Consider the following 23,123-nt stretch of genomic DNA (forward strand, 5'->3'; position numbering starts at 1 on the left):
GAGGGTAGCGATCTGGAGCCAACCGTCAGGTGCTCTGCGGAGCCGTGACCGTCCGATAGAAGTCCTCGATCCGGGCCGCGAGAGTGACCTCACCGTCCGTGAGCGCGTCGCCGTCGCGGTCACCCAGACAGATCTGAGTGTGACCGTCGGTTCGCCGGATGGACGGGCGTATGCGAAGTGTGTCCGCCGCCACCTTGATCCGTTCCGTCAATGCGGCATGCTGACTGTCGTCGCACGCGAGTTCCCGCTTGAGCTGGACACCGTCGCGTTCCCAGCCGCTGAGCAGCGTCAGCGCGTCGCTGAGGTAGTCGGAGCTCTTCACCCGCTGTCTTCTGGCCCGCATCGCCGCACCCCCCTAGGCGTCGTTGCCGGCTTGTGGCCAAACTGTCGCCGTGTCGTCATGGTCGGTGCCCATAGTCTTGCCTTCCACGGCAATCATGTCCACGCCCACATATACGTGTTTGCGTGACGTTCGGGACGCCTCGGGCACCCTGAACGGTAAACTTTTGTGGGAAGCTTTGATCTCATGCCGCCGAAACAGCACGTCAGGGCACAGACGTCACGCAAGGTAATCGTGGCCGCTGTGATCATCACCGATGGTCGGGTTCTGGCCTGTGAACGCTCGGCGCCGCCCGAGGTGGCCGGCCGGTGGGAGTTTCCTGGCGGCAAGGTCGAACCGGGCGAGACCGATCAGCAGGCGCTGGGCCGCGAATGCGCCGAGGAGCTGGGCGTACGGGTCGAGGTCGGTGACCGGGTCGGTCCCGACGTCCCGCTCGCGCACGGCCGGGCCGTTCTGCGCGTCTTCGCCGTACGCCTGCTCGAGGGCGACGTGCCGCGGGCGCTGGAGCACACGTCCATGCGCTGGCTCGCCGAGGACGAGCTGGACAGCGTGCACTGGCTGCCCGCGGACAAGCCGATCGTCGCCGAGCTACCCGCCCTGCTGGCCCTCGGAAACGTCTGAGCCGTACGTCCGGCGCAGCTCACGCTTGAGCACCTTGAAGCTCGGCCCGAGCGGAAGCGACTCGGCGAACCGGATCTGACGCGGATATTTGTGCTTGCCGAGCTTCTCGCGCGACCACTCGATCAGTTCCTCGGCCGTGACGCCACCCGGATCGGGCACGACGACCGCGCAGATCTCCTCACCGTGCACCGGGTCGGGCACGCCGATCACCGCCACCTGCTGCACGGCCGGGTGCCGGGCCAGCGCCTCCTCGACCTCGCGCGGATAGACGTTGAAGCCGCCCCGGATCACCAGGTCCTTCTTACGGTCGACGATCGAGATGAAGCCGTCCGCGTCCTTGACACCCAGGTCTCCCGTACGGAACCAGCCGTCGACGACCGCCTCGGCCGTGGCCCCCGGGTTGTTGAGGTAGCCCGCGAACACGTTGTGTCCCCGGATCACGATCTCGCCCAGCTCGCCGTCCTCGACCAGCTCGATCCGCTCGTCGATCTCGGCCCGGGCGATCTCCACCTCGACACCCCAGATCGGGTGCCCGATGGTGCCGGGCTTCACGCCGAACGCCGGCTGATTGGTGGTCGCCGTCGGCGAGGTCTCCGAGAGGCCGTAACCCTCGTAGATCGTCGCGTGGAAGGTCTCGGCGAACTTCTCCAGCACGGCCACCGGCAGCGACGCGCCACCCGAGACGCAGAGCCGCAGGCTGGGCAGGCTGTCGGCCTTGGCCGCCGCCTCGAGCAGGCCGATGTACATGGTCGGCACGCCGTGGAAGATCGTCACGTTCTCGCGGACCATCAGCTGAATCGCGGCCTCACCGGTGAACCGGGCCATCAGCACGATCGTGCCGCCCAGCCGGAACGTGCCGTTCATGCCCACGGTCTGGCCGAAGGTGTGGAACAGCGGCAGGCAGCCCATGACGATGTCGTCGGCGTTCAGGTCGTGGATGTCGAAGACGTTGACCATCGTGTTCATCACGAGGTTGAGGTGGGTGAGCAGGGCGCCCTTGGGCTTGCCGGTGGTGCCGCTCGTATAGAAGACCACCGCGACGTCTTCGGCCTCGCGACTCTCGTACGTGCGCAGGGGTGTGCCCTCGGCCTCTTCCAGCCGGTCGATGCCGGGCACGACCGGGCCGACCGAGACGACCGGGATGCCGGCCAGCTTGGCCGCGGCGGCCGCGTTCTCGAGCTGGCTGGAGTGCGCGACCAACAGCTTCGCCCCGCTGTCACGCAGGACGTACGCGTTCTCCTCGGCGGTCAGCAGCAGGTGCATCGGGACGATCGTGGCCCCGGCCGCCAGCACCGCGTAGTAGACGCGGGGGAAGTCGGCCAGGTTGGGGATCTGGACGGCGACCACGTCCCCCGGGCCGATTCCCAGACCTTTCAACCCGCCCGCGTACGCCAGGGTCTGCTGCCAGAGATCGCGATAGGTGATCCGCTCGGTCGTCAAGCTGTCGATCACGGCGATCTTGTCGGGGTACTTGCGGGCCGACTCGGCCAGGACGGTGGCGAGCGACAGTTGGGTCATGCTGGGCCTCCGGTGCAATCGGTCACGCTGAGGCCTCCGGCGGCAGTCATGCCAGATGACCTCCGATCTTGGTGTACCCGCGGAGCAGGTCGCGCGAGATGATCAGGCGCTGCATCTCGTCGGTACCTTCATAGATACGCATGAGTCGCACCTGGCGGTACCACCGTTCGATCGGAAGCTCGCGGGTGTATCCCATCCCGCCGTGGATCTGCATGACCCGGTCGACCACGTCGTTGACCATCTTGGCGCCGTAGAGCTTGGCCATCGACGACGAGTGCCGCGGGTCCCAGCCCTGGTCAACGGTCCACGCGGCGCGCAGGATGAGCCAGCGGGCCGCCTCCAGCTCGACCTCGGAGTCGGCCAGCATCCACTGGATCGCCTGGTTCTCGCCGATCTTGCGGCCGAAGGTCTCGCGCGTGTTGGCGTACTCGATCGCCATGCCCAGGGCCCGCTCGGCGATGCCCAGGGCGTTGGACGGGATCAGGTAGCGGCCCTTGCCGATCCACTTCATGCCCAGCTCGAAGCCCTGACCGATCTCGCCCAGGATGTTGCGCGCGGGGACGCGTACGTCCTCGAAGATCAGCGACGCCGGGCCGCCCTCGCCCATGGTCTGGATGAACTCGGAACGCCAGCCCATGTCGCGGTCGACCAGGAACGCCGTGGTGCCGCCGCCGCGGACGCCCTTCTCCCGGTCGGTCACCGCGACCACGATGACGAAGTCGGCGTCGTTGCCGTTGGTGATGAAGGTCTTCTCGCCGTTGAGCACCCAGTCGTCGCCGTCCTGGCGGGCGGTCAGCTTGATGTTCGCGGCGTCGGAGCCGGCGCCGGGCTCGGTAATCGCAAAACAGGAGATCCGCTCGCCCTCGATCGTCGGGATCAAGAACTCCTGTTTCTGCTGGTCGTTGGCGTAATAGAGGATGTTGTCGGCCTCGCCGCCGAACTTGAACTGGACGAAGGTGCGGCCCACCTCGGTCCAGATCAGCGACTGCAGGAGGGCGGGCAGCTCCATCCCGCCGTACTCCTCCGGTGTGGACAGGCCCCAGAAGCCGAACTTCTTGGCCTTGAGCTGAAGCTCGCGCAGTTCGCTGCGGTCGAGGCCGGGCTCGTGGCGGCGCTCGCGGAGCAGCGCCTCCTGCTCCAGCGGCATGACCTCGCGGGTGATGAACTGGCGGGCGGTATCGCGAATCGCGCGTTCCTCGTCGGTGAGCGAGAAGTCCATGCCGTTAAACTAGCGGTGTAAGTTTTTACACGTCCAGTGCTTCTTTTTGCGGGAGGTGTGCATGGCCCGGCCCCGGCAGACGCTGCTGACCCGTTCGCGGATCATCGAAGCGGCCTCGGCTCTGGTCGACGCGGAAGGCCTGGACGCGCTCTCCACCCGGCGGCTCGCCACCGAACTCGGCGTGCAGGGCCCCTCGCTCTACAACCACTTCGCCACGAAGGCCGACATCGTCGACGCGGTGGCCGACGCCGTGATCGGCCAGGTCGACGTCTCGGCGTTCGGCCAGTTCGCCTGGGACGAGGCCCTGCGGCGCTGGGCCCGGTCGTACCACGCGGTCCTCGTCGCCCACCCGAACGTCGTGCCGGTGCTGGCCCAGGGCCCCGGACGCCGGCCGGGCGGTCTGGCCATGGCCGAGGCGGTGTACGGCGCCCTCGTCGACGCCGGCTGGTCGTACGCGCGGGCCACCCACATCGGCGCGCTCATGCGATACCTGGTCACCGGCTCGGCGCTGGGCTCGTTCGCCCTCGGCTTCGAGGCCGATCCACAGCTCTACGAACGTTATCCACACCTCGGCCACGCGCCCCGCCTGGCGGAGCATCATGAAGCCGTGGACGAGGGCGCTTTCGAACTCGGACTGGATCTGCTGATCACCGGCCTCACGGCCCGATACGAGATGGGGACCCGCTGATGACATCGCTCGACCGCCCGCACCTCTACATCGGCGGGGAGTGGGTTCCGCCCGCCTCCGCCGAGACGATCCCGGTGGAAAATCCGGCCACCGAGGAGGTGCTGGCGCACGTGCCCGCGGGCACGGCGGCCGATGTCGACCGAGCCGTCGCCGCGGCCCGGGCGGCCTTCGGCAGCTGGTCCGTGGCCACCGATCGGGCCGAGGTGCTCGATCGGCTGCACACGGCGCTGGCCGCGCGCGCGGCCGACATCGCGCGTGTGGTCGGGCTCGAGCTGGGCACGCCCCTCAAGATCGCCAAGGCGGTCCAGGCCGGGCTTCCGCTCACGGTCCTCCGCTCGTACGCCGACCTGGCCCTTCAAGGGCCCGAGGAGGTCGGCAACTCGCTGATCGAGCGCGAGCCGATCGGTGTGGTCGGCGCGATCACCCCGTGGAACTATCCGCTGCACCAGGTCGTGGCCAAGGTCGCCGCGGCCCTGGCCGCCGGGTGCACGGTCGTGCTCAAGCCCAGCGAGCTCACCCCCCTCGTCGCGTTCCTGCTGGTCGACGCGGCCGACGAGGCGCGCGTCCCGGCCGGCGTGCTCAACGTGGTGACCGGCACGGGTCCGGTCGTCGGCGCCGCCATCGCCGGGCACCCCGACGTCGACATGGTGTCGTTCACCGGCTCGACGGCCACCGGGCGCGCGATCACGCACGCCGCGGCCGACCGGATCGCCAAGGTCGCGCTCGAGCTCGGGGGCAAGTCGGCCAACATCATCCTCGAGGACGCCGATCTCGTACGGGCCGTGAAGGTGGGCGTGGGCAACGCGTACCTCAACTCCGGTCAGACCTGCACGGCGTGGACCCGGATGCTGGTGCACGAGAGCCACTACGACGAGGCTGTCTCGCTGGCCGCCAAGACCGCCGGCGGCTACACCGTCGGCGACCCCTTCGACGAGTCCACGCGGCTCGGCCCGCTCGTCTCGGCGGCTCAGCGCACACGCGTCCGGGGGTTCATCGAGCGGGCCTCAGCCCGGCTGGTCGCCGGTGGCCTCGACGCGCCCGTTCCGCCGAAGGGGCACTTCGTCGCGCCGACGGTCTTCGCCGATGTCGATCCGGACAGCGAGCTCGCCCAGGAAGAGATCTTCGGCCCGGTGCTGTCGATCATCCCGTTCTCGTCCGACGACGAGGCCGTGACGATCGCCAACAACTCGAAGTACGGCCTGGCCGGCGGGGTCTGGGGTTCCGACGAGCGGGCGCTGGCGGTGGCCCGCCGGATGCGTACGGGCCAGGTCGACATCAACGGCGGCGCGTTCAACCCGCGGGCGCCGTTCGGCGGATACAAGCAGTCGGGTGTCGGGCGCGAGCTGGGCGAGCACGGTCTCGCCGAGTTCCAGCAGGTAAAGGCGATCCAGCGATGACGGCGTACTTCAACGGGCTGGTGCTCGAATCGGCCGCGGCCCGGCCCGCGGTGACGGAGCTGCGCCTGCCCGAGGTCGGGCCCGGTCAGGTTCGCGTCCGTGTCCGGGCGGCCGGGGTCTGCCACTCCGATCTGTCCATGGTGAACGGAACCATCCGCCCGTCCTATCCGCTGGTGCTGGGTCACGAGGCGGCGGGCGAGGTGGTCGAGGTCGGCGCGAACGTCACGCGCGCCGCCGTCGGCGATCACGTGGTGCTCAACTGGCAGCCGGCCTGCCGCACGTGCTGGTTCTGCGAGCAGGGCGAGCCGTGGCTGTGCTCGACCTCGTCGGGCGTGGCGTCACTGGAGAACGGCGTCACCCTGGCCGGCGCGCCGGTGCACGTGGCGCTCGGCCTGGGCGCGTTCGCCGAGCAGGTGGTCGCCCCGGAAAACGCGGTGATCCGGGTCCCCTCGGCCCTCTCGCTCGACCTGGCCGCCCTGCTGAGCTGCGGCGTGCTGACCGGAGCGGGCGCGGTGCGCAACACCGCCCAGGTCGGGTCGGGCGAATCGGTCGTGGTGATCGGCCTGGGCGGCGTGGGCCTCTCGGTGGTGGCCGCGGCCCGGGCCGCCGGAGCCTCCCAGGTGATCGCGGTCGACGTCACCGAAGCCAAGAAGGGCCTGGCCGAGTCGGCCGGCGCCACCGACTTCGTGGTCTCCTCCGACGCGCTCTCCAAGGAGATCCGCGGCCGCACGTCGGGCCGCGGCGCCGACCACGCTTTCGAGTGCGTGGGCCGGGCCGCCACGATCCGGGCCGCCTGGCGGGCCACCCGGCGCGGCGGCAAGGTGACCATCGTGGGCATGGGCTCCAACGACGACCTGGTCTCGCTGTCCGCCCTCGACATCTTCTCGTCGGCGCGCACGCTGCGCTCCTCGGTCTACGGCTCGGCCGACCCCGACATCGAGATCCCCCGGCTGGCCGACGACGTGCTGTCGGGCCGCCTCTCGCTGGACCATCTGATCACCGACCGCATCACGCTGGCCGACGTGCCGGAGGCCTTCGACCGGATGTCCCGCGGAGAGGGCGCCCGCTCGCTGGTCACGCTCTGACGCCCGGGTGACGTACAGCTCGGCCACGGCTGCACCTTCGTGTGGTGCAGCCGTGGCCGTAGTTGTCGCCGCTACGGCGCCAGCGTGACCGTGACGGTTCGCGTGTAGAACTCGCGGGCCGCGGTTCCCTGCTCGCGCGGGCCGTAGCTCGACTCCTTCTCGCCGCCGAACGGGGCATGGAAGTCCACGCCGGTGGTCGGGGCGTTGACTTTCACCATTCCCACGTCCAGCTGGTTGGTCAGCGTCAGCGCCGCCCCGAGATTCTGCGTGTACACGGCGGCCACCAGCCCGTGCCGGACGTCGTTGGCCGCCCGCGCCGCGGCGTCGGCCGACTCCGCGGACAGCACCACACACACCGGCCCGAAATACTCCTCGCTCAGCAGGTCGTCACCGGGCGGCACGTCGGTCAGCAACGTCGGCGCCTGGAACCACCCATCGCCGTCGGGCTGCCGGGCCCCGGTCAGCAGACGGGCGCCGCTCGCACCGGCGCGCCGCACCGCCTCCCGGATGGCATCGCGCGGCCGCGGCTCGATCAGCGGACCGACCACCGTGGACGGATCGGCCGGATCGCCCACCGGCAACGCATCGATGGCCGCCGCGAGCCGCTCGGCGAACGGCGCCGGATCGCCGACCACGATCACCCGGCTGGTGGCGGTGCACTTCTGGCCGGCGTAGCCCATCGCCGCCGCGGCGATCGCGGTGGCGGCCGCGTCCTGGTCGGCGTCCGGCAGCACGATGGCGGCGTTCTGGCCGCCCATCTCGCACTGCACCGGGATGCCGCGCGTGACCGCCCGCCGGGCCACCGCCTGGCCGCCGGCCACCGAGCCCGTGAACGAGACGGCATCGGCCGCATCGACGGTCGCTTCGCCGGTTCCGGCAAGGCCGGTCAGCACGGTCAGCACGCCCTCCGGAAGCGCTCCGGCGAACAGCTCGGCCAGCCGCAGCGCCACGGCGGACGACTGCGGTGCGGGCTTGAGGAGCACGGCGTTACCGAAGGCGAGGGCCGGCGCGGCCTTCCAGAGCGGGATCGCCACCGGGAAGTTCCACGGGGTGATCAGCCCGACGACGCCGTGCGGACGGCGCCGGGTGTGCAGCAGCGACACGCCGTCCGCCGACGGGTACACCTCGCCCTCGGCCTGCAGGGCCTGCTGCGCGAAGTAGCGGAGGATCGCCACGCCCCGGCCGACCTCGGCGCGCGCCTCGCCGAGCGGTTTGCCCACCTCACGGACCATCAGGCCGGTCATTTCCTCGGTCGCGGCCGTAAGAGCCTCGGCGCAGGCCTGCAGGGCGGCGGCCCGAGCGTGCGCCGGCTCACGCGCCCAACCGCCGGCCGCGGCCCGGGCAACGCCGGCCGCGGCCGCGACCTCCTCCGGAGCCGTGTCGGGAACCCGCGCCACGAGGTCGGACGGCGCTTGCGGGGAGCGGCTCTCGATCGTTGTCATGGTCGTCCCTTCCCATTGGCAGCATCGCCGACCGAAACCACGGGGTTGGTCAGCGTGCCGAGTGCCTCGGACGCTATCTCGATCGTGTCGCCGGGCCGTACGGTGAAACCGGCTTCCGGTACGACGCCGGTGCCGGTCATCAGCACGACCCCGGCCGGAAAACTCAGCGCCCGGAACAACCAACCGGCCAGGTCCTCGAAGCCGCGGGCCATCGCCGACGTCGAGGTCGTTCCGGCGTAGGCCTCGCGGCCGTCCCGCAGCACCCGCAACCCGATCGGAAACGGACCCGGCTCGATCGCCCAGCTCGGCACGATCGCCGGGCCCAGCGCACAGGACCGGTCGTAGATCTTCGCCTGCGGCAGATAGAGCGGGTTGGCCCCCTCGATCGATCGGCTGCTCATGTCGTTGCCCAGGGTGTAGCCGAACACCTCCCCGGCCGCGTTGAGCACCAGGCCGAGCTCGGCCTCGGGGACGTCCCAGCCGGAGTCGGCCCGGATCCCGACGGCCTCGCGGTCGCCGACGACACGCCACGGACTGGCTTTGAAGAAGAGTTCGGGACGGTCGCTGTCGTAGACGTCGTCGTAGAGCGAACCGTGCCCGGACTCCTCCTTCCGCCCGTCCCGGCTGCGCAGATACGTCACCCCGGCCGCCCACACCTCCTGCCGGTCGACGGGTGGCAGCGCTTGGTCGCCGGGCATGTCGCCGCGGGCTCCGCGGGCGGCGTCCTCGACCACCGCCCGCGCCTGATCGAGCGGCAGGGCGAGCAGGTCGGCGAGAGTGCCGTCGAGTTCGCCCCATTCGCCGGCCCGGCACACCGCCCAGCGTGAGGCGGCGCCGGCGCGCAGATGGTGAAGGGAGATCGGCATGGGCCCATCCTATGTGTGGGGAAATGCAGGGATACGACCGTTCTGTCGGCGGTGAGTCCGGCATCTGATGCCGGCACCAACGCAGTTACCCTTTTCGGGTGCCGATCCGCGTGGAGATCGCTGACACGAGTTCGGCATCGGGAAGGGATTGGCGACATGCCCCGTGTGGTACCGGCGGTCATCCGAGCGCTCGACGTCCTGGAACTGTTTCTGGACCGCCCTGAGCTGTCGGCCCGCGAGGTGATGGAGCGGCTCGATCTGCCCCGCACCACCGTCCACGAACTGCTCGTCACGCTCGAGGCCCGCTCGTACCTGATCTCTGTACCCGGCCAGCCGGTGCAGTATCGGCTCGGCATGCCGCTGTTCCAGCTGGGTGCGGCGTTCGCCGGCCGGCTCGACCTGGTCCGCGAGGCGCAAGGCGTCGCGCGGGACGTGGCCGCCGCGTGCGACGAGGCGGTCCACGTGGCCGTGCTCGACGGCGCCGATGTCATCTACCTCGTCAAGGTCGACAGCACGCACCCCGTCCGGATGGTCTCCGCGGTCGGGCGGCGGCTGCCGGCCCATTGCACGGCGGTCGGCAAGATGCTGCTGTCCGACCTCGATCAGCCGGAGCTGGACGCCGTCCTCGCCAAGGGCGCCCTGCCGGGCATGACGCCGGAAAGCATCACCGACCCGGATCGCCTGCGGGCACACCTCGAGCGCGTCCGGGCCGAGAGCGTCGCGGTCGACAACGGCGAGTCGGACAGCGCCATGCGTTGCGTCGCCGCGGCGGTCCGGGACCATTCCGGCGCCGCCGTCGCCGCGATGAGCGTTTCCGCGCCGATCATCCGCTGGACCCCGCAGGCGCAGGTCGAGTGGACCGGGCTGATTCGCGAGGGCGCGGCCACGCTCTCCACCCGCATGGGATACCGGGCTCAGCCTCGATAGCCGGTCCGCCCGACCGGGCCGGAAACTGCATCGAAACATTGACACCTCTCAAGGCGGTGCTCTAACGTCGCGTCCACTCGGTACGGTATATCGAACTTAGTTCGAAATTTCGAACGGCGGTGGTCCGTGAGCCTATCGAACTGGAGCGGCAACGTCGCTCCTCCGGCCCGGTTCACGCCGGCGTCCCGCGCGTCGCGCTTCCCGAGTGCGCCGACGGCTACGCGGACGCGCTGATCAACGGGGGCGACGCGTCCGCGGCCGCCCGCATCAAACGGGGGCGACGCGCCTGCGGCCGCCCGCATCAGAACGCAGCCGAGCCCGGGACCGCGGTGTTCGCGGAGGTAAGCCGGCGGCGAGGCGAGATCGGGGAGGCGAGTGTCCATGCACAACCGTCCGCAGTGGACCCGGCGCGGCTTTCTGGGAATGGGGGTGGGGGTGCTCGGCGCGGCCGGTCTGGCCGCGTGCGGCGGTGACACCGAATCTCCCGGCGGCGTGCAGCCGGAGGTGCCCAAGGAGCTGATCGACCAGGCGGCGTCGATGAAGGGCTCGTCGATGGGACTGCTGTCGCAGAAGCTCTATTCGACAGCGGCGAACGACGCGCTCGACCGCTCGATCAAGAAGTTCGCCGACGCCACCGGAACGAAGATCGAGAACAGTCTGGTCCAGGCCGACGCCGGTGACGTGGTGGCCAAGATCGACGCCGAGGTCAAGGGCGGTGTCGCGCGCGACCTGGCGTTCATGACCGACTCCCGGTTCGTCGCGCAGTTCCAGGCGCTGGGCGACCTGGAGGACGTGACCGACGTCGTCAACGTGTTGAAGGCCCGGTACGGCGAGCCCACCGCGGAGGCCAAGAACTTCTGCGTCTTCGACGGCAAGTGGTACGCGATCCCGTACCACTTCATCGGGATCGGGTCGTTCCTGCGCAAGGACTGGATGCAGGACAAGGGCATCACCCCCAAGGAGGTCTACTCCTGGGAGGAGCTGCGAGATCTGTGCCTGACGATCTCCGATCCGGGCAAGCGCCGGTTCGGCTGGGGCATGACCGTGAACCGGTCCGGTGACGGCAACGGCATGATCGAGGCCCTGATCAACTCGTACGGCGGGTCGATCGCCTCCAACGACGGCGCGAAGGTCACCTTCGACTCGCCCGAGACGGTGCAGGCGGTGACCTTCCTGGGCGACATCTACACCAATCCCAAGTACAAGCCGATGCTGCCGCCCGGCGTCGCCAGCTGGACCGACACCGGCAACAACGAGAACTGGCTCGCCGGTGTAATCGGTTACACCCGGAACCAGTTCAGCGTCTACGCGGACTCCCGGACCAAGAAGAACCCGGTCCACGAGAACACGTACGTCTTCCCGGACTGCATCGGGCCGGCGACCGACAAGTCTCTGCTGCTCGGCCAGTCGCAGGGTTTCGTCGTTTTCAAGGGCGCCAAGAACCCCGCGCTGGCCAAGCTGCTGGCGCAGTATCTGGTCAGCGCGCCGGCGCTGCTGGGGGTCGCCAAGGAGGCGCCCGGCCTGGTCATGCCCGCCTGGGAGAAGGTCTGGGACGCGGACCCGTTCTTCACCAGCGGGGACCCGGCGTTCCCCATGCTGCGCAAGATCACCCAGCAGAAGCTGCCGCTGTCCACGAAGAACGGTCTGGACTTCCCGCAGAAGGCCAGCGCCGGCCAGCAGGCCGTCAACGCCGCCTACGTCCTCACCGACATGATGCAGCAGGTCGTCCAGGGAACGTCGCCGGCTCAGGCCGTGACGGCTGCGCACGCGAAGATGGTGCAGATCTTCGCCCAGCAGGGGCAGCCGCAGTGACGTCGGTCCGTCCCGCGCCGGCCCCGGTGACGGCGGCCTCCCCGCCGCCGGGGCCCGGCTCGCTCACCCCGGCCCAGCGACGGCTGGGCCGGGACTGGCGGCTGGCCGCACTGTTTCTGGCGCCGACCGCCGTGCTGGTCAGCGCGCTGGTGCTGGTGCCGATCGCCCGGTCGGTCATCACCAGCACCACCGAGCGGCACGGCCAGGACAGCGTGTTCGTCGGCCTGGACAACTACCTCGCCCTCGTCGGCGACCAGCAGTTCCACACCGGCGTGGTGAATTCGTTCGTCTTCACGGCGTACGCGGAAATCTTCAAAGTGGTGCTGGGTCTGGCCGCGGCCCTGCTGCTGCACCGTCAGCGTCGTGGGCGGGCCCTGCTGACCGGGCTTCTCCTGGTGCCGTGGGTGGTCCCGACGGTGGTGACGGCGTTCAGCTGGCGTGCCCTGCTCGACCCGATCTTCGGCAGCGTCAACAGCCTGCTCACCACCTCGGGGATCGGGCCGTTGCTGGCCGATCTGCATCTGGTCGACAGCTGGCCCGCGGGCTGGCTGTCCGACCCGTCGCTGGCCATGCCGTCGGTGATCCTGGTCAACGTGTGGAAGGGCGTGCCGTTCTTCGCCGTCTGTTTCCTGGCCGGGCTGAAGGCCATCCCGGCGGAGCAGTACGAGGCGGCGGCCATCGACGGCGCCTCCTCGTGGCGCCGGTTCGTCCACGTGACGCTGCCCGGACTGCGCCACGTGATCACCGTGACCGTGACCCTGTCGTCGATCTGGACCTTCAACAACTTCGACCTCATCTGGTTGCTGACGCAGGGCGGCCCGGGCGACGTGACCGCGCCGTACGTGCTCGTCGCGTATTCGAAGGCGATCCTGCAATTGCAGTACGGCGCGGGGGCGGCGGTCACGCTGGTCATGCTGCCGGTGATCGGGGCGCTGGTGTTCGTCCTGGTCCGGTTGCTACGGCCGGACATACCCCGGCGGGTCCGGGCGGCTCGGTGGGCCGGGCCGACGCGGAAGTGGCTTCCCTGGGTCGTCGCCGCGGTGGTCACCGGCCTGCTGGCCTGGGCCTCGCCCGAGATCTTCTGGAAGGCGGCAGTGGTCCTGGCGGTGATCCTGCTGATCGCGGCGGCGGTCGGCCGGGTGATCTCGACCCTGCAGGATCGGGGAGGTCGCCGGGCGTCGTCCGTGGTGTCGGGTCTGGGGTCCGGTGTGGCGCTGGCCGGGTTGCTGTTCTTCGTGCTGGCCCCGCTGTACTGGATCGCCGTCACGGCGTTCAAGTCCGAGGGTCAGGTCGTCATGCGGACCAACGACCTGTGGCCGACGCCGTGGACGTTGGAGCAGTTCACCGGCCTGTTCAGCAACCAGCCGTTCGGGCGCTGGTATCTCAACACCCTGCTGGTGTCCGCGGCGTCCACCGTGGTGGCCCTGGTCTGCGCCGCCCTGGCCGGCTACGCGCTGGCCCGGCTGAGGTTCCGCGGGGCGCAGGGCTTCACCGTCACGGTGCTGCTCACCTACGTGATGCCGGGAGCGCTGCTGTTCATCCCGCTCTACCAGCTGCTCATCGGGGTGCGGCTCACCGACTCGTTGTGGTCGCTGGTGCTGACGTACCCGACGTTCACGATTCCGTTCGCCACCTGGCTGCTGACCGGGTATTTCGCGTCGATCCCGGTCGACCTGGAGGAGGCGGCGCTGGTCGACGGCTCCACCCGCGTGCAGGCGTTCCGCCGGGTGGTGCTGCCCCTGGCCAAGCCGGGACTGCTGGCGGTGGCGCTGTTCACGCTGACCAACGCCTGGAACGAGTTCCTCTTCGCCTTCGTGTTCATCACCAAGGACGAGTACAAGACGCTGCCCGTAGGGATGCAGTCGATGATCGCCGGAGACGTCGTGCCGCAGGGGCAGCTCGCCGCCGCGTCACTGCTCGTCAGCATTCCCGTGGTGGTCATGTACGGCTTCGGGCAGCGCTTCCTGACCGAGGGGCTCACCGCGGGCGCGGTCAAGGGCTGATCGTGGCACGTCGGCGGCCTTGTCCCAATCATCTTAGTCATTAAGATAATCGCATGGGCATATCGACCGACTTCTCGGTGGCCATCGCCGGCGCCGGCCTCTCCGGCCTCTGCCTCGCCCAATACCTGATGCGCGCCGGCATCGACGTGCACGTCTACGAGCGGGATCCGGGCGCCTTCGTACGCCGCCAGGGCTACCGGATCATCCTCGACCGGCACGGGCTGGAGGCGCTGCGCGAGAGCCTCCCCCGTCCGCTGTTCCGGCTGGCCCTGACCACCGGCGACGAGCCCGGCGGCCATCTGCGCTTCACCGACAGCCGGCTGCGGGACGCGTTCACCATCAACTTCAAGGAGGAGCCGAACGCGACCCGCCAGGTCGACCGGCTGACCCTGCGGTCGATCCTGCAGTCCGGGCTGGACGGACGCATCCACTACGGCAAGACCGCCGTCGCGGTGGACAGCGGCGGCCCGGCCGAGCTGCGGCTGCGGTTCTCCGACGGCGGGGCGACCACGGCCACCGTCGTGGTCGGTGCGGACGGCATCGGCTCGGCGCTGCGGGCACAGCTCATGCCGGACGCGGAGCCGGCCAACACCCCGATGGCCGGCATCTACGGCCGCTCGCCCCTGTGGCAGAACGGCGAGAGTGTCATCCCGGAGGCGCTGCGCACCAGCGGGGTCCTGGCCATCGCCGACCGGCCGGACCGCGCCTTCTTCTTCACCCCGATGCGGTTCGGCGAGCGGCCGCAGGAGGCGTTCGCGCGTCTGGCCCCCGGCAGCTATGCGCCCACCGGCGACGACTACGTCATGTGGGGGCTGCTGCTCCGCCAGGAGGAGGTGCCCATCGTCGCCCGCGGCGACCTGCTGGCGCTGCGGAAACTGGCCGCCCGGATGAGCTCGGAGTTCCACCCGCTCGTCCGGCGGCTGGTCGATACGGCCGAGCTGGACGCCACGGTGCTCAACCTCTTCGCCGTCGGCCGCCGCCCACAACGGTGGACCGTGCCCCGGGCGACGATGATGGGCGACGCCGTGCACACCATGCCGCCGTTCGGCGCGCACGGCGGCAACACCGCGCTCCGCGACGCCGCCCTGCTGGGCCACAAGCTGGTCGAGGCCAGGGCGAACGGCACACCGGTGGAGGAGGCGATCGCCGGCTACCAGGACGAGATGGTGCCCTACGCCTTCCGCGCCGTCGACACCGCGGCCGGACTGATGCGCCGCCTCACCGGGGGTGCGGCCGCGCCGCACTGGGTGCTGACCCGCTTGTTACCTCGGCTGCACCGGGTCACCGTGCCGGAGGCATGATTGCGGGCATGCCCCACGAGCCGGCCCGTGCGTCCGCGATCGCCGAACTCATGCGCGCCGGCCGGGAGACTTCGCGGCTGTCCATGGTGTTCCGGTACGCCATCGCGGATCAGCTGGGTCTCACCGTGAGCGACCTGGAGTGCCTGGACTACCTGGCCGACGTCGGCTCGGCCACCGCGGGCCAGGTCGCCGAGCGGACCAACCTCACCACCGGGGCGGTGACCAGCATGCTCCGCCGGCTCCAGCAGGCGGGCTACGTGACGGCCGAGCGCGACCCGGCCGACCGGCGGCGGGTGATCGTCACCCTGCGGCCGGAGCGGGCCGCCGAGCTGGAGCGACCGTACGAGCGCTTCGCCGAGCGGGCGGAACGCCTGATCGAGGGCTACCGAGTCGAAGACGTCATGCTGCTCGTCCACCACTTCGAACGCATGCAGGCGATGTACCTGGCCGAGCTGGACCACCTCCGCAGCACCGACAACGCGCAGCGGTTGGGCTGACATACGACAATCGTCCAGATCGGACATCGCGCAGCGCTCGGCCGGCGACGCGGGAGCAAAGACTCACACCGCTACAAGCCGGACACGGTCGCCACAGAGCTTGACCATGTCGTCGACGTCGGAGGTCAAGATGACCACGGGACGATGCTGACGCAACGCAGCCTCGGCAACCGCCGCATCGATCGCGTATTTGTGCCCATGCAAGCCGGCCTCCATCAGCAGCTTTGACGCCGCCCTGGCCTCCTCCTCGCCCACCGGGACCACGCGCAACCCCGAGAGCACCCAGTTCAGGCGAGCCTTGTTGGTACGAGTGTGGACAGCCTCGATGATCGTGAGAGCGCTGATCACGGCCTCCATGCCACGCGAGCGCGCCTCGGCCGTCATGGCCACCACCTGCTCGTCGTCGGCAAGTAGCTTGGAGAGCCCTTCGCTGTCGAGAACCAGCGTGCCTTCGTGGATCAGCTTGCGGCGGGCCATTGGTCCTCTTCGGCGAACACCTCGTCGAAGACCTGCCGCGCCCGGTGACGAGCCTGCTCGGAGATCGGACCCTTGCGGCTCTCATAGTCGGCCAGGTACTCGTCGAGTACCTGGCCACGCAGCTCTCGCTCGACCGCCTCGGCAATGAACGCGGAAAACTCCCGCTTGCCTACACGTGCGCGGATTGCCTCCGCGGTCCCCTCCGGCAGCGACAGGCTGACCCGCGTCGCCGGGCCTTCCCCGATGCTGTAGGCCTTTTCAACCATGACCCTAGTGTGTCAAACGAGTAGGAAACCCGCTAGCGTCTGCTGCTACCGCACCGGACGCTCTCAGGCGAAGTCTGGGCGTCAAATCAGACATTGAATCTGAACTCGACCACGTCGCCGTCCTTCATGATGTAGTCCTTGCCCTCCATGCGGACCTTGCCGGCCGCCTTGGCGGCGGACATGGAGCCGGCCGTCATCAGGTCGTCGAAGGAGACGATCTCGGCCTTGATGAAGCCGCGCTGGAAGTCGCTGTGGATGACGCCCGCGGCCTCGGGGGCGGTCGCGCCGACCGGGATGACCCAGGCTCGCGCTTCCTTCGGGCCCGCGGTCAGGTAGGTCTGCAGGCCCAGCGTGTCGAAGCCGACGCGGATCAGCTGGTTGAGGCCGGGCTCGGTCTGGCCGGTCGACTCGAGCAGTTCCTGTGCCTCGTCGGCGGGCAGGTCGATCAGCTCGGACTCGATCTTCGCGTCCATGAAGACGGCCTCGGCCGGGGCGACCAGGGCGCGCATCTCGTCGAGGAACGCGCTGTTGTTGAGCTCGTCCTCGTCGACGTTGAAGACGTAGATGAACGGCTTGGTGGTCAGCAGGTGCAGCTCGCTCAGCAGCGACACGTCGACGTCGGCCGCGGCCGCGCCCTTGTGCAGGGTGACGCCGTCGTTGAGGACCTTGAACGCGCCCTCGGCGGCGGCCACGACGGGGGCCCGGTCCTTCTTGAGCTTCGCTTCCTTCTGCAGGCGGGGCAGCGCCTTCTCGACCGTCTGCAGGTCGGCCAGGATCAGCTCGGTGTTGATCGTCTCGATGTCGTCGGCCGGGGAGATCTTGCCGTCGACGTGCAGCACGTTGGGGTCGGAGAACGCGCGCACGACCTGGCAGATCGCCGTCGCGTCGCGGATGTTGGCCAGGAACGCGTTGCCCCGGCCCTGCCCCTTGGACGCGCCGCGGACCAGGCCGGCGATGTCGACGAAGCTCACCGGGGCCGGGATGATCTTTTCGCTGCTGAAGAGCTCAGCGAGCTTGCCCAGCCTCTCGTCGGGCAACCCGACCACGCCGACGTTGGGCTCGATCGTCGCGAACGGGTAGTTCGCGGCGAGCACGTCGTTCTTGGTCAGGGCGTTGAAGAGGGTGCTCTTGCCGACGTTGGGCAGGCCGACGATCCCGATGGTGAGGCTCACGGAACGTCAGTCTACTTCTCGGCTATCGGAAGAAGTTCCGCAGTTCCGCCGCGACCAGATCCGGCTTGCCGTGATTGTCGGCCGCGACATGGCCCACACCGCTCAGCGTGACCCGCCGCACCCGGGGCAGCACGGGTTCCAGACCGGTCAAGACCCTTTTCAGGTACGCCGGGGAGCGCTCGCCGCCGAGCAGGAGCGTCTCGGCGGTGACGGCCGAATACCGGTCGAGCGGCCCGCCGGCCTGCTCGACGACCGCCGCGTCCCCGCGCATGGTCGGCACCAGCTCGCGCACCTGGGGGTCGGACCGCATCCACAGCCGCAACAGCGGGTGGAGCGCGGCCCTGGGCACGTACGGGAAATCGCCTGTGCCCTTGGACGCGGTGATCAGCGCCGACGCCGTCCGGCCGGCGGCCAGTTCCTTCTCGTAGCGCGGCAGCCAGGCCACCGGATCGAAGTCGCCGTAGCGCAGGGGCGGTTCGTAGAGCGCGAGCCGCTCGACGCCGGCCAGTTCGAGAGCGCCGTGCAGCGCGACGACCGCGCCCGAGCTGAGCCCGAACAGGTTGCCGGCGCCGGTCTCGGCGAGCAGGGCGCCCAGGTCGTCGAGCTCGGCTCGCAGCCCCTCCCGCCGCCGGTCGGGCACATAGACCTGGAACGTGCCGGCCAGCGCGGCCGCGAGCCGGGTCAGGTTGGCCGACGTCTGCATGCCGCCGTGCAGCAACACCACCTTGGGGCCACCGCCGCCGAAGGTGCGATACCGGATGTCCGGCCGGGTCGAAGTCATCATGCGTCAACCGTAGTTGACACAAGGGTCGGCGTCAACCAAAGTTGACGCCGGACGCTCATGTCCGAATCCCGCCAGACGGGCGGCTCCGCGCACGCGCAGACTCGAGGGCATGGAACTGGACTTCGAGCGGTGCTATCGCGCTGTGGACAGCCGGGACCAGCGCTTCGACGGCTGGTTCTGCACCGCGGTGACCAGCACCGGCATCTACTGCCGGTCGTCCTGCCCGGCGATGACCCCGAAGCGGGCGAACGTCCGCTTCTATCCGAGCGCGGCCGCCGCCCAGCGCGCCGGTTTCCGCGCGTGCAAGCGCTGCCGGCCCGACGCCGCGCCCGGCTCGCCCGAGTGGGACGTGCGGGCCGACCTGGTCGGGCGGGCGATGCGGCTGATCGGCGACGGCGTGGTCGACCGCGAGGGCGTGCCCGGGCTCGCGAGCCGCCTGGGCTACACCGAGCGGCACCTCAACCGCATGCTCACCACCGAGCTGGGCGCCGGTCCGCTGGCGCTGGCCCGGGCCCAGCGCGCGCAGACAGCCCGGATCCTCATCGAGACGACCGACCTGGGTCTGGCCGAGATCGCCTTCGCGGCCGGTTTCGGCAGCGTACGGCAGTTCAACGACACGATCCTCGAGGTGTACGCGCAGGCGCCGGGCAAGCTGCGCGAGGCGCGTCCGGTCGCGCGGGCCGAGGCGGGAACGATCAATCTGCGACTGGCGTACCGTTCGCCCCTGCACATCCCGTCACTGCTCGACTTCCTCGGGACGCGGGCACTTCCCGGTGTGGAAGAGCGCAGCGGGAACTCGTACGGGCGGGGTCTGTCCTTGCCGCACGGAAGCGCGACCGTCACGCTCACCCCGGCCGACCGCTGGGTCTCGGCGACATTGCGCCTGAGCGATGTGCGTGATCTCGCCCCGGCCGTGGCCCGCTGCCGCCGGCTCTTCGATCTGGACGCCGATCCCGAGGCCGTCGACGCGACCCTGGGCGCCGACCCCGCCTTCGCCGAGATGGTGCGGACCGAGCCCGGCGTACGCGTGCCGCGCTCGGTGGACGGCTTCGAGATGGCGGTCCGCGCGATCGTCGGGCAGCAGGTCAGCGTGTCCGGCGCGCGCACGACGCTGGGCCGCATGATCCGCTCGTTCAAGCGGCCGGACACGTTGGTCGGCTTCCCCGGCGCGGCCGAGATCGCGGCCCTGCCGGACAGCGCGTTCGGGATGCCGGTGGCCCGCCGCGAGACGATCCGGGCCCTGGCCCAGGCGGTCGCCGACGGCAAGATCGATCTCGATCCGGGCTCGGACCGGCACGAGACGGTCGCGCGCCTGACGGAGCTGCCCGGCATCGGCGCGTGGACCGCGGGTTACGTGGCGATGCGGGCGATCGGCGACCCGGACGTCTTCCTCCCCACCGACCTGGCGGTTCGCCGCGGCGCCCGGGCCCTCGGCCTGCCTGACCAGCCCAAAACCCTTTCCGCGTACGCCGAGAGATGGCGCCCGTGGCGGTCCTACGCGCTCGTCCGCCTGTGGAGGGCGTCCTGAAGTTATCCACAGGCCCTTTTCCGCGGTGGCCAACGAGCCAGACTGTGCCGCAACCCTTGGAGGACAGCATGTTGAAGTACCGCACTCTCGAGACCCCCGCCGGCCCGCTCACCGTCGTCGTCGGCCACACCGGTGGCGTGCGAGCGGCCGGCTTCACCGACGAAGCGAGCGAGCTCGTCACCCTCATCCATCCGAGCCTGCGCGACCTCGCCGAACCGGCGGACGACGTGGGACCGGTGGCCGGCCATGTCCGGTCCTATTTCGACGGTGACCGGACGGCGCTCGACGCGGTCGTCGTCGAGCAGCACAGCGCGGGCGAGTTCATGCGCCACGCGTGGCTGGTCATGCGCGAGATCAAGCCCGGCACCCCGGTCACCTATTCGGAGTTCGCCCGGCTCAGCGGCCGTCCGGCGGCGGTCCGGGCCGCGGCCGCGGCCTGCGCGCGCAACCCGGTCGCGCTGTTCACGCCGTGCCACCGGGTGCTGCGCACCGACGGGTCGCTCGGCGGCTATCGCTGGGGCCTGCCGGTCAAGCGTTTCCTGCTCGACTTCGAGCAGGCGGGTTAATGACAGGTCGAACGGGGCGGACGGCCTTAGCATTCAGCCATGACTGATACGGGAACGACCGGGCGCGCCGGTCTGCCCGAGCGGCCGTCGCTCGACGGCCTCGAGGACAAGTGGGCGCGCACCTGGCAGGAGGAGGGCACGTACGCGTTCGACCGCTCGAAGGAGCGGGCGGACGTATACGCGATCGACACACCTCCGCCGACCGTATCGGGCGAGCTGCACATGGGGCACGTCTTCTCCTATACGCACACCGACACGGTCGCCCGGTTCCAGCGCATGCGCGGCAAGGCTGTCTTTTATCCGATGGGCTGGGACGACAACGGCCTGCCGACCGAGCGGCGGGTGCAGAACGTGTACGGCGTCCGCTGCGATCCGGCGCTGCCCTACGACCCGGCCTGGGAACCGCCGGCCACCCCGCCCAAGCAGGCGATCGCCATCTCCCGGCGCAACTTCGTCGAGCTGTGCGGGCGGCTGACTGCGGAGGACGAGAAGGCGTTCGAGGCGCTGTGGCGGCGGCTCGGGCTGTCCGTCGACTGGGGCCTGACCTACACGACGATCGGGCCCCGGTCGCAGGCCGTCTCGCAGCGTGCCTTCCTGGCCAACCTGGCGCGCGGCGAGGCGTACACGGCCGAGGCCCCGACCTTGTGGGACGTCGGGTTCCGCACCGCGGTCGCGCAGGCCGAGCTGGAGGATCGGGAGCGTCCCGGCGCCTATCACCGGCTGCGCTTCCACTCCCCCGACGGCCCGGTCGAGGTCGACACGACCCGGCCCGAGCTGCTGCCGGCCTGCGTCGCGCTCGTCCACCATCCCGGTGACGAGCGCTACGAGGGGTTGACCACGGTCCGCACGCCCTATTTCGATGTCGAGGTCCCCGTCCTGGCCCATCCGATGGCCGCGAAGGACAAGGGCACCGGCATCGCGATGGTCTGCACGTTCGGCGACATCACCGACGTCACGTGGTGGCGCGATCTGCAACTGGAGACGCGGGTCGTGCTCGGGCGCGACGGCCGGTTCCTGCCCGACCGCCCGGCCGGGGTCTCCGAGGCGGCCTACCGCGACTTCGCCGGTCTGACCGTCAACGCGGCCCGGCGCGAGATCGTCCGGATCCTCACCGAGACCGGCGACCTGCTGGGCGAGCCGAAACCGATCACGCATCCGGTCAAGTTCTACGAGAAGGGCGACTCGCCGCTCGAGATCGTCACCAGCCGGCAGTGGTTCTTCCGCAACGGCGGCCGCGATCCCCAAATCCGGGAAAAGATGATCGGCCGCGGGCGGGAACTGCGCTGGTTCCCCGAGCACATGCGGCACCGCTACGAGCACTGGGTCAACGGCCTGACCGGTGACTGGCTGGTCAGCCGCCAGCGGTTCTTCGGCGTGCCGATCCCGATCTGGTACCGGCTCGACAACGCTGGCGAACCGGATTACGACAAGTTTCTCATACCGGATGAATCGTCTCTGCCGGTCGACCCGTCCTCGGAGTGTCCGCCGGGCTACGACGAGTCCCAGCGTGACGTCCCCGGCGGTTTCACGGCCGACCCCGACGTCATGGACACCTGGGCCACGTCATCGCTGACGCCGCAGATCGTGGGTGGCTGGCACGACGACGAGGACCTGTTCCGCCGGGTCTTCCCGATGGACCACCGGCCGCAGGCCCACGAGATCATCCGCACCTGGTTGTTCTCCACCATCCTGCGCGCCGACCTGGAAAGCGATGTCCTGCCGTGGCGCAACGCGGTGCTCTCGGGCTGGATCCTCGACCCCGACCGCAAGAAGATGGCGAAGTCCAAGGGCAACGTCGTCACGCCGATGGGCCTGCTCGAGCAGAACGGCTCGGATGCTGTCCGCTACTGGGCAGCCAACGGGCGGCCCGGCGCCGACCTGGCCTTCGACCCGGCCCAGATCAAGGTCGGGCGGCGGCTGGCGACCAAGCTGCTCAACGCGTCCAAGTTCGCGCTCGGGCTGGGCGCGGCCGAGTCGCTGCGGCAGCCGGTCACCGAGCCGCTCGACCGGGCGATGCTGGCCCGGCTGGCCACGGTGGTCACCGCGGCGACCGAGGCCTTCGACCGGTACGACCACACCGACGCGCTGCAGGCGACCGAGGGGTTCTTCTGGACGTTCTGCGACGACTACATCGAGCTGGTCAAGGAACGGGCGTACGCCGACGGGCCGGCGGCCGAGTCGGCTCGTGCGGCGCTGGCGGCCGGGCTGTCGGTGCTGCTGCGGTTGTTCGCGCCCTTCCTGCCGTACGTGGCCGAGGAAGTCTGGTCGTGGTGGCGGTACGGCTCGGTTCACCAGTCGACCTGGCCGACGCCGTACGAGCTGACCCGGGTCGCCGGTGAGGGTGACGCCGGCCTGCTCGACCTGGCCGGGGAGGCGCTGCGTCAGGTCCGCCGGGCCAAGTCGGACCGCAAGCTCTCGATGAAGGCCGAGGTGCCGCTGGCCGAGGCGCTGGGCCCGGCCGAATTGCTCGACCGGCTGGCGCTGGTCGAGCGCGACCTCAAGGCGGCCGGGCGGATAGCCAAGCTCGACATGCTGCCCGGCCGGACGTCCGAGCTGGTCATCGCCAGCGCGTTCTGACCCCGCTGTGATCAACGGCCCCGGCTCTGGCCAAACC

At 70.0% G+C, this 23,123-nt stretch carries 21 protein-coding genes; 12 read left to right on the forward strand and 9 right to left on the reverse strand.

Annotated features, from left to right (window positions below; genetic code table 11):
• Positions 1-25 precede the first annotated feature (25 nt).
• A complete protein-coding gene (locus tag ACZ3I4_RS15415) occupies positions 26-343 on the reverse strand; it encodes a 4a-hydroxytetrahydrobiopterin dehydratase (RefSeq protein WP_465382566.1) in 318 nt (105 codons plus the stop codon).
• A gap of 183 nt (positions 344-526) precedes the next feature.
• On the opposite strand from ACZ3I4_RS15415, the gene ACZ3I4_RS15420 reads away from it, so the two are divergent.
• The gene (locus tag ACZ3I4_RS15420; protein ID WP_465382567.1) at positions 527-961 is read left to right on the forward strand and encodes a (deoxy)nucleoside triphosphate pyrophosphohydrolase; all 435 of its coding nucleotides are present in this window, start codon (positions 527-529) and stop codon (positions 959-961) included.
• Here ACZ3I4_RS15420 and ACZ3I4_RS15425 read toward each other — a convergent pair.
• Together ACZ3I4_RS15425 and ACZ3I4_RS15430 are read right to left on the reverse strand one after the other, a co-directional pair.
• Entirely contained in the window at positions 929-2,479 is a 1,551-nt protein-coding gene (locus ACZ3I4_RS15425; protein WP_465382568.1) for a long-chain-fatty-acid--CoA ligase, read from the reverse strand. The two genes, ACZ3I4_RS15420 and ACZ3I4_RS15425, sit on opposite strands and share 33 nt — an antisense overlap.
• A gap of 46 nt (positions 2,480-2,525) precedes the next feature.
• Positions 2,526-3,698, reverse strand: a complete 1,173-nt coding sequence (locus tag ACZ3I4_RS15430; protein WP_465382569.1) for an acyl-CoA dehydrogenase family protein — start codon at positions 3,696-3,698, stop codon at positions 2,526-2,528.
• 61 nt (positions 3,699-3,759) lie between these two features.
• On the opposite strand from ACZ3I4_RS15430, the gene ACZ3I4_RS15435 reads away from it, so the two are divergent.
• From ACZ3I4_RS15435 to ACZ3I4_RS15445, 3 genes are read left to right on the forward strand one after another with little or no spacing between them, the layout of a single operon-like run.
• Positions 3,760-4,386 (forward strand): TetR/AcrR family transcriptional regulator C-terminal domain-containing protein, encoded by a 627-nt coding sequence (locus tag ACZ3I4_RS15435; RefSeq protein ID WP_465382570.1) that lies wholly within the window; start codon positions 3,760-3,762, stop codon positions 4,384-4,386.
• The gene (locus ACZ3I4_RS15440; RefSeq protein ID WP_465382571.1) at positions 4,386-5,783 is read left to right on the forward strand and encodes an aldehyde dehydrogenase family protein; all 1,398 of its coding nucleotides are present in this window, start codon (positions 4,386-4,388) and stop codon (positions 5,781-5,783) included. Before ACZ3I4_RS15435 ends, ACZ3I4_RS15440 begins: the two co-directional genes overlap by 1 nt.
• The gene (locus ACZ3I4_RS15445; protein ID WP_465382572.1) at positions 5,780-6,868 is read left to right on the forward strand and encodes an alcohol dehydrogenase catalytic domain-containing protein; all 1,089 of its coding nucleotides are present in this window, start codon (positions 5,780-5,782) and stop codon (positions 6,866-6,868) included. The genes ACZ3I4_RS15440 and ACZ3I4_RS15445 overlap by 4 nt, the downstream gene beginning before the upstream one ends.
• Positions 6,869-6,939: 71 nt before the next feature.
• Here ACZ3I4_RS15445 and ACZ3I4_RS15450 read toward each other — a convergent pair whose 3' ends face one another.
• Both ACZ3I4_RS15450 and ACZ3I4_RS15455 read right to left on the reverse strand, forming a co-directional pair.
• Positions 6,940-8,310, reverse strand: coding sequence for an aldehyde dehydrogenase family protein (locus ACZ3I4_RS15450; protein ID WP_465382573.1), 1,371 nt, complete (start codon positions 8,308-8,310; stop codon positions 6,940-6,942).
• Positions 8,307-9,176: a fumarylacetoacetate hydrolase family protein gene (locus ACZ3I4_RS15455; protein WP_465382574.1), complete on the reverse strand. Its 870-nt coding sequence runs from the start codon at positions 9,174-9,176 to the stop codon at positions 8,307-8,309. Before ACZ3I4_RS15455 ends, ACZ3I4_RS15450 begins: the two co-directional genes overlap by 4 nt.
• A gap of 156 nt (positions 9,177-9,332) precedes the next feature.
• Here ACZ3I4_RS15455 and ACZ3I4_RS15460 point away from each other — a divergent pair, with 156 nt between their 5' ends.
• From ACZ3I4_RS15460 to ACZ3I4_RS15480, 5 genes are all read left to right on the forward strand, one after another.
• On the forward strand, positions 9,333-10,103 hold the full coding sequence (locus ACZ3I4_RS15460; protein WP_465382575.1) for an IclR family transcriptional regulator: 771 nt from the start codon (positions 9,333-9,335) through the stop codon (positions 10,101-10,103).
• A 381-nt stretch (positions 10,104-10,484) separates the two neighbouring features.
• Positions 10,485-11,915, forward strand: coding sequence for an extracellular solute-binding protein (locus ACZ3I4_RS15465; RefSeq protein WP_465382576.1), 1,431 nt, complete (start codon positions 10,485-10,487; stop codon positions 11,913-11,915).
• Positions 11,912-13,918 (forward strand): ABC transporter permease, encoded by a 2,007-nt coding sequence (locus ACZ3I4_RS15470; protein ID WP_465382577.1) that lies wholly within the window; start codon positions 11,912-11,914, stop codon positions 13,916-13,918. Before ACZ3I4_RS15465 ends, ACZ3I4_RS15470 begins: the two co-directional genes overlap by 4 nt.
• 53 nt (positions 13,919-13,971) lie before the next feature.
• Positions 13,972-15,219, forward strand: coding sequence for an FAD-dependent oxidoreductase (locus ACZ3I4_RS15475; RefSeq protein ID WP_465382578.1), 1,248 nt, complete (start codon positions 13,972-13,974; stop codon positions 15,217-15,219).
• 8 nt (positions 15,220-15,227) lie between these two features.
• Positions 15,228-15,716, forward strand: a complete 489-nt coding sequence (locus ACZ3I4_RS15480; protein ID WP_465382579.1) for a MarR family winged helix-turn-helix transcriptional regulator — start codon at positions 15,228-15,230, stop codon at positions 15,714-15,716.
• A 63-nt stretch (positions 15,717-15,779) separates the two neighbouring features.
• Here the strand turns inward: ACZ3I4_RS15480 and ACZ3I4_RS15485 are convergent, their stop codons facing one another.
• From ACZ3I4_RS15485 to ACZ3I4_RS15500, 4 genes are all read right to left on the reverse strand, one after another.
• Entirely contained in the window at positions 15,780-16,193 is a 414-nt protein-coding gene (locus ACZ3I4_RS15485; RefSeq protein WP_465382580.1) for a hypothetical protein, read from the reverse strand.
• On the reverse strand, positions 16,175-16,459 hold the full coding sequence (locus tag ACZ3I4_RS15490; RefSeq protein WP_465382581.1) for a hypothetical protein: 285 nt from the start codon (positions 16,457-16,459) through the stop codon (positions 16,175-16,177). Before ACZ3I4_RS15490 ends, ACZ3I4_RS15485 begins: the two co-directional genes overlap by 19 nt.
• A gap of 86 nt (positions 16,460-16,545) precedes the next feature.
• On the reverse strand, positions 16,546-17,631 hold the full coding sequence (ychF, locus tag ACZ3I4_RS15495) for a redox-regulated ATPase YchF (RefSeq protein WP_465382582.1): 1,086 nt from the start codon (positions 17,629-17,631) through the stop codon (positions 16,546-16,548).
• 22 nt (positions 17,632-17,653) lie between these two features.
• Entirely contained in the window at positions 17,654-18,415 is a 762-nt protein-coding gene (locus ACZ3I4_RS15500) for an alpha/beta fold hydrolase (RefSeq protein ID WP_465382583.1), read from the reverse strand.
• Positions 18,416-18,524: 109 nt separating this feature from the next.
• Here ACZ3I4_RS15500 and ACZ3I4_RS15505 point away from each other — a divergent pair, with 109 nt between their 5' ends.
• From ACZ3I4_RS15505 to valS, 3 genes are all read left to right on the forward strand, one after another.
• Positions 18,525-19,943, forward strand: a complete 1,419-nt coding sequence (locus ACZ3I4_RS15505; protein WP_465382584.1) for a DNA-3-methyladenine glycosylase 2 family protein — start codon at positions 18,525-18,527, stop codon at positions 19,941-19,943.
• Positions 19,944-20,011: 68 nt separating this feature from the next.
• On the forward strand, positions 20,012-20,509 hold the full coding sequence (locus ACZ3I4_RS15510; protein WP_465382585.1) for a methylated-DNA--[protein]-cysteine S-methyltransferase: 498 nt from the start codon (positions 20,012-20,014) through the stop codon (positions 20,507-20,509).
• Between the two features lie 39 nt (positions 20,510-20,548).
• The gene (gene valS, locus ACZ3I4_RS15515; RefSeq protein WP_465382586.1) at positions 20,549-23,086 is read left to right on the forward strand and encodes a valine--tRNA ligase; all 2,538 of its coding nucleotides are present in this window, start codon (positions 20,549-20,551) and stop codon (positions 23,084-23,086) included.
• The last annotated feature ends 37 nt before the right edge of the window (positions 23,087-23,123 follow it).

Source organism: Actinoplanes sp. NPDC021490 (assembly GCF_055562135.1).

Coding starts and splice junctions, on each gene's coding strand:
- ACZ3I4_RS15415 (WP_465382566.1), bottom strand. CDS start 343: ATGCGGGCCAGAAGACAGCGGGTGAAGAGCTCCGACTACCTCAGCGAC.
- ACZ3I4_RS15420 (WP_465382567.1), top strand. CDS start 527: ATGCCGCCGAAACAGCACGTCAGGGCACAGACGTCACGCAAGGTAATC.
- ACZ3I4_RS15425 (WP_465382568.1), bottom strand. CDS start 2,479: ATGACCCAACTGTCGCTCGCCACCGTCCTGGCCGAGTCGGCCCGCAAG.
- ACZ3I4_RS15430 (WP_465382569.1), bottom strand. CDS start 3,698: ATGGACTTCTCGCTCACCGACGAGGAACGCGCGATTCGCGATACCGCC.
- ACZ3I4_RS15435 (WP_465382570.1), top strand. CDS start 3,760: ATGGCCCGGCCCCGGCAGACGCTGCTGACCCGTTCGCGGATCATCGAA.
- ACZ3I4_RS15440 (WP_465382571.1), top strand. CDS start 4,386: ATGACATCGCTCGACCGCCCGCACCTCTACATCGGCGGGGAGTGGGTT.
- ACZ3I4_RS15445 (WP_465382572.1), top strand. CDS start 5,780: ATGACGGCGTACTTCAACGGGCTGGTGCTCGAATCGGCCGCGGCCCGG.
- ACZ3I4_RS15450 (WP_465382573.1), bottom strand. CDS start 8,310: ATGACAACGATCGAGAGCCGCTCCCCGCAAGCGCCGTCCGACCTCGTG.
- ACZ3I4_RS15455 (WP_465382574.1), bottom strand. CDS start 9,176: ATGCCGATCTCCCTTCACCATCTGCGCGCCGGCGCCGCCTCACGCTGG.
- ACZ3I4_RS15460 (WP_465382575.1), top strand. CDS start 9,333: ATGCCCCGTGTGGTACCGGCGGTCATCCGAGCGCTCGACGTCCTGGAA.
- ACZ3I4_RS15465 (WP_465382576.1), top strand. CDS start 10,485: ATGCACAACCGTCCGCAGTGGACCCGGCGCGGCTTTCTGGGAATGGGG.
- ACZ3I4_RS15475 (WP_465382578.1), top strand. CDS start 13,972: ATGGGCATATCGACCGACTTCTCGGTGGCCATCGCCGGCGCCGGCCTC.
- ACZ3I4_RS15480 (WP_465382579.1), top strand. CDS start 15,228: ATGCCCCACGAGCCGGCCCGTGCGTCCGCGATCGCCGAACTCATGCGC.
- ACZ3I4_RS15485 (WP_465382580.1), bottom strand. CDS start 16,193: ATGGCCCGCCGCAAGCTGATCCACGAAGGCACGCTGGTTCTCGACAGC.
- ACZ3I4_RS15490 (WP_465382581.1), bottom strand. CDS start 16,459: ATGGTTGAAAAGGCCTACAGCATCGGGGAAGGCCCGGCGACGCGGGTC.
- ACZ3I4_RS15500 (WP_465382583.1), bottom strand. CDS start 18,415: ATGATGACTTCGACCCGGCCGGACATCCGGTATCGCACCTTCGGCGGC.
- ACZ3I4_RS15505 (WP_465382584.1), top strand. CDS start 18,525: ATGGAACTGGACTTCGAGCGGTGCTATCGCGCTGTGGACAGCCGGGAC.
- ACZ3I4_RS15510 (WP_465382585.1), top strand. CDS start 20,012: ATGTTGAAGTACCGCACTCTCGAGACCCCCGCCGGCCCGCTCACCGTC.
- valS (WP_465382586.1), top strand. CDS start 20,549: ATGACTGATACGGGAACGACCGGGCGCGCCGGTCTGCCCGAGCGGCCG.